Raw genomic sequence first — 13,069 nt, forward strand, 5'->3', positions numbered from 1 at the left:
TACAAGGTCTTCTCATACGACAACGCGCTGTCGTACAGTCCGTTATGCAATCCCGTTTTCTTTCCGTTGCCGCGTGTGATCGCATTTTCCTTCCCTTTGGCTCCAGATGAATCGCCTGCAATATTGCGTATTTCTTCCGCTTTTTGTTCAATCTTATCGATATCGTAATACTTCTGTGACCGGGCCGTCTTCTGACGAAGACCGTCATATCTGTATTCCACATTTGTTCCATCCGGATAATAAACGCCCGAAAGGAGATTGTCATCCGTATACGCGTATTGGATCGTACCTTGGGCTCCGGTTTGTTCAACCCTGTTACCGGTTTTATCATAGATGAACGTTTCTTCGCCCGCCCTGATCATTCGGTTAGCCGCATCATAGGCATATGTCGTTTCCTGACCGTCTGCGTTCATTGCGGTCCGGTTTCCTACGGCATCATAGGCATAGGAAACCTCTCCGACCGGATCAATTAAATAATCCGGACGTTCAGGATAGAGGGATAGCTCGCCTTCAAGCAATTGCCAGTGGAATTCCTTCCAAGGCTTGGCCTTCTTTGAGCCGGCATCTTCAGGCTTGCCTTTATCCTTATCCTTATCCTTATCCTTATCCTTATCCTTATCTTTATCCTTGTCTTTTCCGTTATTGGGCTTCACTTTTGCACGATCACGATCGGGTTTACCAAACCCAGGACTATCCTCTTTAGCATGGCCATTACCATTACCATTACCATTGCCATTGCCATTACCATTGCCATTGCCATTGCCATTGCCATTTCCGTTGTCGTTGCCGTTGCCGTTTCCATTGCCATTGCCGTTATCATTGCCGTTGCCGTTTCCATTGCCATTGCCGTTATCATTGCCGTTGCCGTTGCCGTTGCCGTTGCCATTGCCGTTACCATTACCATTACCATTGCCATTTCCATTGCCGTTGCCGTTGCCGTTGCCGTTGCCGTTTCCATTGCCGTTGCCGTTTCCATTGCCATTGCCATTGCCGTTATCATTGCCGTTGCCGTTGCCGTTATCATTGCTATTTCCATTGCCATTACCGTTATCATTGCTATTTCCATTTCCATTACTATTACTATTTTCATTGCCATTATCTTTGCTATTACCATTACCGTTATCATCTTTGCTATTTTCATTAACACTATCATTGCCGTTTCCGTTGCCATTACCATTGCCGTTCGCTAATTGGGCCGCCAAAACCCTTATATTCCCTCTATTTCCCTTACCTTTATCATTGCCATTATTGCCTTCGTTATTGCTGCCGTTACTGCCGCCGTTATTATTGCCGCCAGCATCGGCAGGCGTTTCGTCTTCGCTCCCGGGCATCGCTGCAATTCGAGCGGAACCTTGATCTTGTCCGCTCCTTTTGGCGGGTTGTAATTTTGAGATTTTACCTGCTCAATTTTATCCTTCGGATAGGTTACTTCAATCAGCCGGTTTAAATCGTCGTACGCAAACCGGGTCATCGCCCCATCCTCTTCCGACTGCAGCAGACGATTACCGACTTTATCGTAAGAGTAAGAGAATGAACGGTTATATCCAGCACCTTGATAATCAATCTTGGATAACCAGCCATTTGCTGTATAGGTATATGCAGTCTCTATACCGTTTGGCAGCATCTCGCTTGTTAATTTTCCGGCAGGGTCGTATTGGTATGATGTTTGCTGCCCATCAGGATCGATGAAAGATGATAGCTGGTGAAGCTCGTCATAGGCATACGTCATTACTCGGCCTTCCGGATCCGTCACCGATGTGCGGTTTCCCGTCTCGTCATAGCCGAAGCGTATGGTTTTATTCCAGTTCCCATATGTAACTTCGTCTATCAAACCAACCGCTGTGTACGTAAAAGATTTACGGTCAAGCCCCGTATTTGCCTCTTTCAGATTGCCAAGCGCATCGTAAGCGTAAGACAATGTTTCTCCATTCGGAAATAGGGTCTGAATCCGTTCATTTCGTTTGTTGTAAACATGTGAAGTGATCTTTCCCGATGGATCGGTTTCCATCGTCAGATTCCCTGCCAAGTCATATGAATAACGGTAAGTCTCACCGAGCGCATTTATTTCTTCCATCATTTGACCCAAGGCATCATAGGTCCAGCTTGTTTGCGAACCTTCCGCATTGATTAGCGACACCTGGTTGCCATTCACGTCATAAGCATAATCGGTTACATACCCAAGCGCATCGATTACCTGCACCATGCGGCCAACAGGATCGAATTTGTATTCCGTTGATCGGTTCTCGGCATCGATTCGTTCAATCATCCGGCCTTCAGCATCGTAGATGAAGTCATTCGGATAACCCATTTCATCGATCATACGGACCATTTGATCCCGTTCATCGTAAACATATTCAACTGCTTGACCGAGCGGATCAATCTGTTTGATCAGATTGCCTGCCGCATCGTAGTTAAAGGAGGTTTTATTCCCCTTCGCATCCACCATTGCCGTCAGCCGGCTCATGGCATCATAATCGTAAGAGGCAACTCCTCCCCGTTCGTCGATTTCCCTTTCCACATTGCCAAGCTTGTCGTAATGCCATTGAATCGAACGGCCAAGCGGATCGGTTTGTCGAACAGGACGAGATTCGGCATCATAGGCGGATGTCCACTTATATCCAAGCGCATCCGTATATTCGATTAAGTTGTCAGCCGTATCGTACTTATACAGAGTTACGGCGCCTTCCGGATCAATCGACTCGATTAAACGGTCCACTTCATCATAATGGTATGTGTTTACAGCACCTTTAGGGTCTTTCTCCTCAATCAATCTTCCTGCTGCGTCATAACGATAAGCGATCGTTCCCCCAAGCGCATTCTTGACGGTCTCCAGCAAGCCAGCCGGGTCGATTATAGTAGATAACAGACCTGTTTCGTCATAAGTCCAGCGTGTCGAACGGCCCAATGGATCAATACGTTCCGACATCCGGTAAAGCTCGTCGAAACGGGCAATCGACGTCTGATCCAACGGATCGGTTAGGTGCACCTCCCGCTTATCGGGCTTATAAGCGACAGTAGTGATATTTCCTTTTGGATCGGTTACCTTCGTTATCCTCCCGAGTCCGTCATAAGCAAATGCCGTTGTTAACGACAAAGGACTCGTTACTTCAGCGAGTTCTCCATCCAATCCATATGAAAACTTCGTTTGGGATCCGTTTGACTCCGTATGCGTTAGTAACCGCCCTGAAGCGTCATATTCATATTTTTCCGTTCGGCTAAGCGGATCGGTTACCGACAGAAGGCGGCCCATCCCGTCATAAGCCATGTTTGTTTTATGGCCCAATGGGTCCGTCACTTCACGGATATTCCCCTGGGCATCATAAACGTAAACCGAAACATTGCCAGCCGGATCTTTCGAAGAAATTAAATTACCCAGCTTATCGTAGGTCATCTCTGTAACTCGGCCGAGCGCATCCTTTTCCCGGATGAGCTGCCCTTCCGCATCATAGGTATAATGCATCGTGGCTCCTGTCGCATCCGTCGCTTCCGTCACCTGTCCGTTTACATCATACATACGAGATAGTTTTCCGCCATCCGGAAGCTCTATTTCAATTACGTTGCCCCATACATCGTACGTCAACTTGGTCGTTTTACCCGCAGTCTCCATTTCGTTGAGCCAACCTTGTGCATCATAAGAAAAACTCGTTGACTCTTGTCCGATACTACGAAAAATTAAACGGCTATCGTGATCGTATGCATAAGTTTCTTTAGGTATAAATGTTCCGGATTTTTCAATTAAACGACCCAGCTTATCATATTTGAACGTTACCGCAGCGTCATGAGGACCTCTTTCTTCAATCTTCCGGCCCATCGCATCGTAACGGAACTCACTCTTGTACCCGCCAGGCGATATAACAGAATCCAAACGTCCGGCAGCGTCATAAGCATAGCTTGTAATTAAACCTTCGGGATCAATTGAACGCTCCAGACGGCCATTCGATTCGAATTCCGAACGATGCTTTCCTCCCGTCGCATCGGTTAATTCAATCAGACGGTCCCCGTTATCATAGACAAACGTCTGATGATGGCTGCCGTTTAATTGAGTTGTCAAGAGCCTGTTCAACGCATCATAGGTGAACGCCGATTTGGATCCATCTGCATCCGCTATCTCTACTGTCTGACCGAGTGAGTTATAGCTGTGCTTGGTCGTATAGCCAAGTCGATCCATATGAGTGAGCATCAGGCCTCTGGAATTATAGGTCCATGATTCAATCGAGCCGTCAGAATGGATCAATTTTATCAGATTCCCGCGATCGTCATATTCATAGCTCCAGAGACGTTCCGCGCTGGTTTCCGTTTCATTTGAAAATTTATTTTCAGAACGAACGGTCAACTTCAGCGGTTGATTCCATTCGTTATAAGTTGTCAATGTACGAATTCCATCGCTGCCAAGTTCATCGACAGGCAGTCCTTGACCGTTATAAACAACTGTTGTTTTAGATGATTCGCTCTCAGTTGAAGATAAACGTCCTGTTTCAGTATAGCTGTATTCAAGTGCCGCCCCGGAAGCATCGGTCATTTTTTGGATCCGTCCGTTTTCATCCAAGTCATACCGGGTTCGGCCTCCCAAAGCATCGGTACGGACAACGGCGGATTCACTGTAAGCATACTGGTAAACGATCGCTTGCCCTTTCCAGTATGTCTTGACCTTATCCCCTTCGTATGCAAAAGTGGATTGAACCAACTCCGGATCTAAAATACCCGTTAAGCGGTTCTCTCCGTCGTAACTATATTTCCACGTTCTCCCATCTGGAGCGACAGCTGTGCTCAAATTGCCCCTGTGATCATAACTGTATGTAAAGTTGCGCGCCAAAGGATCTTTCACGGATACGATTCGTCCTGCCGAGTTATATGATAAATCGGCATACCGCCCGATACTATCGGCAATTCTTTCGAGTCGACCTTGTGAATCATACGTCAGCTTTACTGAATTTCCGTTGCGATCTTGGATAGATTTCAGCTTTCCAGCAGAAGGCACGCTGCCTTCCCGCCAAGCTGCTCCATAACCAAGAAAGGTATAAACCGTACCGTCAGGCTCCGTTAACCGGTACTCCCGGGCTGAGATCCGATCCAATTTCAGACCATATGGCTCTTCTGAGGTATACGATCCTTGACTTAAATCATAATAAATGAGCGAGTCGCCGTCATATTCATCCAGGATGGCTGAGTCGTCACCCGGATCAAAGACGTAACGAACTTCCGTACCGTCCGGGCGGGTTTCTACAATGTCAAAGTCAGCGTACATGGTCAAACTATGTTCGTATGGATGCGACCAGCCAGCGCCGAATGCCCCTCCCGCCTCGTTTCTTTCACTTGAGAACATGCGTTGTAAAGTAACGGGAAAACCTGGAGCTTCCCATTCGATATCTTGTTCAATGAAGGTCAGCGACCCCGAAGGAAGCAGTACGGGATCTTCAGGCTGTCCTTCATCTGCTTCGCTGTTTGCTCCGTGATCACCAAGCGATGGTACATCAGGCTCTCCCTGCTCGCTTCGATTCGGACCAAAAGGAGAAGGCGTACTCTGATTTCCCGGCTGGGGTAACCAGTCTCCAAGCAATTCGTCTGCTATTGAAGGAGGCGCAGCTTCTACAGGCCGGGCAGATTGAAAGGGCACAGAGGTTAAAGCGAACAAGCATACAAAGAACCCTATCATCCATCGTCTCAATCTACCTTTCTTTTTGCGATTCCAACCTCTACTATTTTTCTCTCCCATCCTAATTCCTCCCATTTTTTCTGACAAAAACAAAAAAACCGCATCCGAAACGAATGCAGTCTGTCTGGGTTAGAACGGAGTGAGTCCCTATGCCAGTAACCATATCGTTCGGCAGTCTGGCGATCATCATCTAGACTTCACTCTAGACCTTAGACCCATGACTTTGCGTCATTCCCTTTCGAGAACTTTGCCTTTATCGAAATATTGATTCCTATATCCTACATAATAGATTCATGGTTCCTCAACCTTTTTTTACTAGTTTTGATAAAAAGAATAATAGGAATAAAGGCATGCCTATGGGATCGATTATTGTACTCAATAACAAAAACTGCCCCGTCAGCAGCATTCTGCTTACGGGGCAGTCTTTCATTTCTTCTTATTTCGTTGCCGATTCTTCTGTTTCCGGCTCCGGAATTGCTTTTGTTACTGTCAATGCGCCATCTTTCTCGTCAATGGTGAACGTATCTCCTTTTTGAATTTTGCCCATCAACAAATCTTCGGATAAGCGATCCTCGATATGCTTCTGAATCGCCCGGCGCAGCGGACGCGCTCCGTATTGCGGATCGTAGCCTTCCTTCGCAAGGAAGCTCTTCGCCGCATCCGTGAGCACGAAATCCACTTCCTGTTCACGCAGACGCTTGCGCAGCTCATCAGACATGAGCGTTACAATTTGCGCAATGTGCTCTTCGCCAAGCGAGTGGAACACGATGCTCTCGTCGATCCGGTTCAGGAACTCAGGACGGAAGCTTTTCTTCAGCTCGGCCATCACTTTGTCTTTCATTTGCGCAAAATCGCGTCCCGCATCCTGAACGGCAGTGAAGCCTAGCGAAGAGTTGCGTTTAATTTGATCAGCGCCAACGTTCGACGTCATAATGATTAGCGTATTGCGGAAATCGACGACGCGGCCTTTGGAATCAGTCAAGCGGCCGTCCTCCAGCACCTGGAGCAAAATGTTGAATACTTCCGGATGAGCCTTCTCGATTTCATCGAGCAGAACTACAGAGTAAGGCTTGCGGCGAACCTTCTCGGTCAATTGACCGCCTTCCTCGTAGCCGACATATCCAGGAGGCGCTCCGACAAGACGTGAGGTCGAGTGCTTCTCCATGTACTCTGACATGTCGATGCGGATAACCGCATTTTCATCGCCAAACATCGCTTCAGCAAGCGCTCTTGCAAGCTCCGTCTTACCAACACCCGTTGGACCTAAGAAGATAAACGAACCAATCGGACGCTTCGGATCCTTCAGACCGGCACGGGCACGGCGGATGGCACGCGATACCGATTTAACCGCTTCGTCTTGCCCGATAAGGCGTCCATGCAGGATCTCTTCCATATTAAGCAGACGCTCCGTTTCGCCCTCTGCCAGCTTGCTGACCGGAATACCCGTCCAGCTTGCCACGACCTGAGCGATATCCTCAGGTGTTACTTCAGAATCGGTACGGCCTTGCTTTTCTTTCCATTGGTTTTTCGTTACGTCAAGCTCTTCGCGAATTTTTTGCTCCGTATCACGAAGCGCTGCCGCTTTCTCGAATTCTTGGCTTTGAACCGCTGCGTCCTTCTCCTTGCGGATGTCCTCCAGACGATTTTCAAGCTGCTTCAAGTTCGGCGGTACTGTATATGAATTCAAACGAACCTTCGAGCCTGCCTCGTCAATAAGATCTATCGCTTTGTCCGGCAAGAAACGGTCCGGGATATAACGATCCGACAGCTTTACCGCTTGAACAATCGCATCGTCCGTAATTTTCACCCGGTGATGGGCTTCATAGCGGTCACGAAGACCGTACAAAATTTGAATCGCTTCTTCTGGAGAAGGCTGATCAACCGTTATCGGCTGGAAGCGGCGCTCTAGCGCTGCATCCTTCTCAATATATTTCCGGTATTCATCCAGCGTTGTTGCACCAATGCATTGAAGCTCGCCTCGCGCCAGCGCAGGCTTCAAAATATTCGAAGCATCAATCGCACCTTCAGCTCCGCCGGCTCCAATCAAAGTATGAAGCTCATCGATGAATAAAATAATATTGCCGGCTTGGCGAATTTCATCCATGATCTTTTTCAAACGATCTTCAAATTCACCGCGGTACTTCGTTCCTGCTACAACAGAGCCCATGTCAAGCGTCATGACGCGCTTGTCGCGCAAGGTTTCAGGAATTTCGTTAGCGATAATTTTTTGGGCCAAGCCTTCGGCAATCGCTGTTTTACCAACGCCCGGTTCCCCTATTAGCACCGGATTGTTTTTCGTCCGGCGGCTAAGCACTTGGATAACGCGCTCAATTTCTTTGCTGCGGCCGATAACCGGGTCCAGATTGCCTTCCTTCGCATACGCTGTCAGGTCCCTTGCAAGCCCGTCAAGCGTCGGCGTGCTTACATTTGCAGTCGAACCATGGCTGCTCGATACGGCTTCACTGCTGCCAAGCAGCTGAAGCACTTGCTGACGTGCTTTATTCAGGCTGATGCCAAGGTTGTTCAGCACGCGCGCCGCAACACCTTCGCCTTCACGGATAAGACCGAGTAGAATGTGCTCCGTACCTACGTACGTATGTCCAAGCTTTCTTGCTTCATCCATGGAAAGCTCAATGACTTTTTTCGCACGCGGCGTATAAGCGATATTGTTCGGCTGCTCTTGTCCCCGGCCGATCAATGCTTCTACCTCATCCTGAATTTTTTCCAATCCAAGTCCTAATCCAATTAGAGCTTTAGCCGCAATCCCTTCACCTTCGCGAATAAGGCCAAGTAAAATATGCTCCGTGCCGATATTGTTATGTCCGAGTCGAACCGCTTCCTCCTGCGCCAATGCAAGCACCTTCTGTGCCCGTTCCGTAAATCGTCCAAACATCATAGTCATGCACCCCCATAATCAGTTTCACCACGCAATTGCTTGCGTATGAGTTCTGCTCTCCTGAAATCTCGCTGCTCCGGACTCATCTTCTCGTTGAAGGTTTGCTGTAAAAATCCGGGCTGCGTCATAACCAAAAGCTCATTCAATACTTGCGGCGTTACGTTTGACAAAATACCGAGATCCGCGCCAAGCCGCACGTCCGACAACCGCTGTGCCGCTTCTTTGGAATCCATAATGGAGGCGTAGGATAAAATGCCGTATGAGCGTTTCACACGATCCTCAATCCGCAATCGAGAATCTTCCATTAACCGCTTGCGGGCCGCTTTCTCATGCTCGATAATTTGCCTTGCTACACTATACAGGTTATCAATTATTTCGTTCTCGGATTGCCCCAGCGTAATTTGGTTGGACACTTGAAACAAATTGCCAAGCGCTTCACTGCCCTCGCCATACAAGCCTCTTACCGCTAAGCCAACCTGAGTAACCGCTGATAAAATGCGATTTATTTGCGATGTCAGTACCAATGCCGGTAAATGCATCATGACCGACGCCCGAATGCCAGTGCCGACATTAGTCGGGCAAGTCGTTAAGTAACCGCGCTTCTCATCGAATGCATAATCGGCTGCTTCTTCAAAAATATCGTCAATTCCGCTAGCCAATGACCAAGCCTCCTGTATTTGGAAACCTGGATATAAACATTGAATGCGCAAATGATCTTCTTCGTTAATCATTATGCTAACAGATTCGTTATCGCTTAAAATAACGGCTCCGCATCGTGATTCATTCGCTAAGTTAGGACTAATTAAATGCTTCTCCACAAGTACCCGTTTATCGAGCTCACTAATCTCCGACAGCAGGATGGTCTCAAATCGGCCGATCGACTTTAGCTTGCCTGATTGACTCACTTCAGTGAGCTGCTCCATAACATCCTTTGATTGCTGATTCGTAGCAAGCATTGGAAAGGGTTGATTGCGAAGATTGCGTGCAATCCGTATTCTGCTGCTGATGACAATTTCAGATTCAGGACCTTCACCCTTCATCCAGTCACTCAATGCATGCTGTGAGAATCGATGCTTTGTCAAGAGTTACACTCCTTCCATGCCAGCTTACAGGTCTGCAATTTTGCGCTCCAGTTCTCTTATTCGATCCCTTAACTGAGCCGCGCTTTCAAACTCCTCGTGCTCGACTTTGGATTGCAAATCCCGTCTAAGCTGTTCGATTTCCCGCTTACATTGAATTTGTCCGCCTGAACGCTTCGGGATTTTACCAGTATGAACGGTGCTGAGGTGCACACGTTTAAGAAGAGGATCGAGCTTTTCAGCAAATTCACGATAACATGAACTGCAGCCGAATCTTCCGATCTTGCTGAACTGTGCATAAGTCAGTCCGCATTCCTCACATCTCAGTGTCGGCTGCTTGATGCCACCAATATTTGATCCGGCAATATGCTCGAAATCAAGAAGTCCTGACAATAAGCTGTGAATAGAAAAACTATTCGGCGCGCCTGGAATGCTTTCCCCCTTCTCACGAGCACAGCTTTCGCAAATATGGAATTCGGTCTTCTCACCGTTAACTATTTTTGTAAAATGAAGTGTAGCCGGCTTTTTACCGCATTCTTGGCAAAACAAGCCTGATCCCTCCTCCCGGTATTAACGGTTTCGCGTTATTTAACCAGCAATGAGATGAGCATTGACCGAAGCAATCTCGCCCTCATTTCATCCCTCAGAGGCAGCTTTAGCGCAATCGTCTCGCGCTGTACTGCTGCACGGAGTAAATTTGCCTCGCGCTTCGAAACGAGCCTCGCTTCCTCAAGCTGATAAATAAGTCCTTCTGCCGCACTTTGATCGACACACTCACCAATCGTTTGTTCGATATGGTATTGAATCGCTTTAAGTGCCGGAAGATCAATCCTTTGTATTCGGATATAGCCTCCGCCGCCGCGCTTACTTTCAACCATGTATCCTTTCTCCATGGTAAAACGGGTACTGATGACATAGTTGATTTGTGACGGTACACAAGAAAACTTGTCAGCCAAGTCATTCCTCTGAATTTCGACTGCGCCTTCCGGGCTGTCCTGGAGCATGTGCTTCAAATACTGTTCGATGAGATCGGAAATGTTACGCAAACCACCAACCTCCCTGAGAATAACCAATAAAACCAATTTTGAACCTTGAAAATCAAAATAAGTCTTCTTCAGCTCCCTAAGTCGAACACCGAATATTCGGACAACTGACTTTGACTTTCTTTGACTTTGATTTTATTATATGCAATTTTAGAAAAAGGTCAAGTGTTCCGAATATTCATTTTTTATTAGCTTGGTGCTGTTAATACCCGTTTATACATCACTTAACCAAATTGAACATGAAAAAAACGCTCAATCCTTCGCCTCGCAGGCAAATCGAAATGAGCGCCGTCAAATAAAGACACCGTTCCCAATTATTTTACTCAAAAAAGCCAGTTTACCCATAAATACAACACAACGAGTGTAAACAGTAATGCAGGAGGGATAACGATGACCGTCACACGAATATAATCCTTCCATCCGATTTTCACATTATGCTGCTTCAAGATATGAAACCAAATCAATGAGGCAAGTGTACCAATCGGTAAAAGAAGCGAACCGATGTCGCTGCCAATTACATTGGCTAAATAGGCAATTTTGAGCGTTAGCGGGTCTAAGTTCATTTCGGTCAATGTTAGCGTCCCTACCATTAATGCCGGATGATTGTTAAACAGAACGGACATACCCGCTAACAATCCACCCATCAATAAACTCGCATTAAGCAAGTTGCCTGATACGAGCGGCCGAAACAGATCAACGAGCGCATTGGTCAGTCCGATGTTGTGCAAACCGTATATAATCACATACATGCCGAATGCAAAAACTAATATATGCCATGGTGTTTTGCTAAGCAAGTCGGTTGGTGGTTTTTTCAAATAGATCCATCTCCAACCCAGCAGTATCGCAGATCCTGCAACAGCTACCCATTCAATCGGCACAGAGAAGTAGGAAGCTATGAATAAGCTTATTCGTATGGCGAAAACAAACAATAATATATTTCTCATAAGCTTAGGATTATAAGCTTTTTGTACGGAACTATGTTCATGCTTCAGCGGATGGTTTTTGGGATTGATGTAGTTAGGATGAGATTGATGGAAGCTAATGGGAAGGTTTCGAGGCAAATCACGATATACTACAAAAAAAATAAGGCTGACAAGCACTAATAAGCCGAGTGTTGCAGGTACAATCATTATAAGTGTGTACATATACAAGCTCATATCAATTATTTTTAATGCGATTAAATTTACGATATTACTGACGCCGATCGGTGCGCTTGACGCTGTTGCAACAAGAGCTCCTGACAAAAGATAAGGTATTTTTTGATGATTTTTTAGTCCCATATTATGCAGCAATATAAGCAGAATAGGAGTAGTAATTAAAATACTGCCATCATTATTAAAAAACAGTGTCATCAAAAAACAAAGAAGGTTGACGTACCAAAAAAGCCGTATTCCTGAGCCTTTCGCTCTCGCTGCCATTCCTTCAGCCGCCCAATAAAAAAAACCAATGCTTTCAAGTACAAGAGCCATAACAATCGTTGCGATAATGGTAATCGCAGCACCGCTTACCGTTGATGTGATAACAGCTAAATCAGAGAGCGAGACGCTGCCGCTGAGCAGAATGAGAATCGCCCCTCCAGTTGCGGGAATCGCTTCGTTTATTCCTTTTGGTCGCCAAATAATAAGTAATGTCGTCACCAAAAAGATGAAAATAGTAACTGAAATGACGGCCGGTCCGTACACTTTTGTTCACTCCCCTCGGCCACCTGTCGTATTCGCTTGGTATGGTTACTCGTGTGAATGCTGTTCTTCTTTCAAACTCATAATGCTCAGCTTGTAATTTTGCTCGTTCGCCGGTGCCCCGCGTGTTATTCGTACAGAGCGTTCTTTGGTAAGGGGAGGGCTCAACAGCATATAAATGAATAAGCCCGACATTATCAAAACCGATAAAATGATGAACATGACTTTTCCCTCTTTCTCTACAAATCTAGTAAACATCTTGCAATTGTAACTCCATATCATTTATCTCTTAAGGTAGTTTATACTATATTAATATGTTTAAAGGATTACGTTTGCTATAAGCAGTCAACCTATTTTCACAAAAAATGGATGATTCGCAGTTAGGTAGATGAGAGTTTGCTCCGTTTACGCAAATAACTAAATAAAAACAACAAAAAACCTATCGCAATCATGCGATAGGTCTCTCGTGCTTGGCGACGTCCTACTCTCCCAAGACCCTGCGGTCTAAGTACCATTGGCGCTGGAGGGCTTAACGGTCGTGTTCGGTATGGGAACGCGTGGTTCCCCTCCGCCATCGCCACCAAACGTAGCGTTTTGCACGCTGAAAACCGGATACGAAAGAAGTTGCTGCTGAACTTTAGCTGTTTGTCTGCCGGATGTATGGGTCCAGGCAAACGGTTTTAGGATAAGCCCTCGACCGATTAGTATTCGTCAGCTGC

At 46.6% G+C, this 13,069-nt stretch carries 8 protein-coding genes, 1 rRNA gene and 1 riboswitch; of the genes, 1 reads left to right on the top strand and 8 read right to left on the bottom strand.

Features of this window, described 5'->3' with window-relative positions; all coding sequences use genetic code 11:
• Positions 1-413 (bottom strand): hypothetical protein (locus tag DFP97_RS32435; protein WP_220271203.1); only part of this gene is annotated, 413 nt, incomplete at its 3' end.
• A 291-nt stretch (positions 414-704) separates the two neighbouring features.
• On the opposite strand from DFP97_RS32435, the gene DFP97_RS31815 reads away from it, so the two are divergent.
• Positions 705-1,190 carry a hypothetical protein gene (locus tag DFP97_RS31815; RefSeq protein WP_245976644.1) on the top strand — a complete coding sequence of 162 codons (486 nt, stop codon included), beginning with the start codon at positions 705-707 and terminating at the stop codon, positions 1,188-1,190.
• A gap of 17 nt (positions 1,191-1,207) precedes the next feature.
• Here DFP97_RS31815 and DFP97_RS29290 read toward each other — a convergent pair whose 3' ends face one another.
• From DFP97_RS29290 to rrf, 7 genes are all read right to left on the bottom strand, one after another.
• Positions 1,208-5,713, bottom strand: a complete 4,506-nt coding sequence (locus DFP97_RS29290) for a DUF6531 domain-containing protein (protein WP_181873728.1) — start codon at positions 5,711-5,713, stop codon at positions 1,208-1,210.
• A 107-nt stretch (positions 5,714-5,820) separates the two neighbouring features.
• Positions 5,821-5,915: riboswitch (cyclic di-GMP riboswitch) on the bottom strand.
• Between the two features lie 174 nt (positions 5,916-6,089).
• Positions 6,090-8,549 (bottom strand): ATP-dependent protease ATP-binding subunit ClpC, encoded by a 2,460-nt coding sequence (clpC, locus tag DFP97_RS29295; protein ID WP_114384202.1) that lies wholly within the window; start codon positions 8,547-8,549, stop codon positions 6,090-6,092.
• 2 nt (positions 8,550-8,551) lie between these two features.
• On the bottom strand, positions 8,552-9,631 hold the full coding sequence (gene mcsB, locus DFP97_RS29300) for a protein-arginine kinase McsB (RefSeq protein ID WP_114384203.1): 1,080 nt from the start codon (positions 9,629-9,631) through the stop codon (positions 8,552-8,554).
• Between the two features lie 24 nt (positions 9,632-9,655).
• Entirely contained in the window at positions 9,656-10,177 is a 522-nt protein-coding gene (mcsA, locus tag DFP97_RS29305) for a protein-arginine kinase activator protein McsA (RefSeq protein WP_114384204.1), read from the bottom strand.
• A gap of 35 nt (positions 10,178-10,212) precedes the next feature.
• Positions 10,213-10,674 carry a CtsR family transcriptional regulator gene (locus DFP97_RS29310; RefSeq protein WP_114384205.1) on the bottom strand — a complete coding sequence of 154 codons (462 nt, stop codon included), beginning with the start codon at positions 10,672-10,674 and terminating at the stop codon, positions 10,213-10,215.
• 320 nt (positions 10,675-10,994) lie between these two features.
• On the bottom strand, positions 10,995-12,353 hold the full coding sequence (locus DFP97_RS29315; protein WP_114384206.1) for an arsenic transporter: 1,359 nt from the start codon (positions 12,351-12,353) through the stop codon (positions 10,995-10,997).
• A 465-nt stretch (positions 12,354-12,818) separates the two neighbouring features.
• Positions 12,819-12,935: ribosomal RNA gene (gene rrf, locus DFP97_RS29320) — 5S ribosomal RNA — on the bottom strand.
• Between the last annotated feature and the right edge of the window lie 134 nt (positions 12,936-13,069).

The organism is Paenibacillus prosopidis (genome assembly GCF_003337375.1).
In the GTDB taxonomy this organism is placed as follows: domain Bacteria; phylum Bacillota; class Bacilli; order Paenibacillales; family Paenibacillaceae; genus Pristimantibacillus; species Pristimantibacillus prosopidis.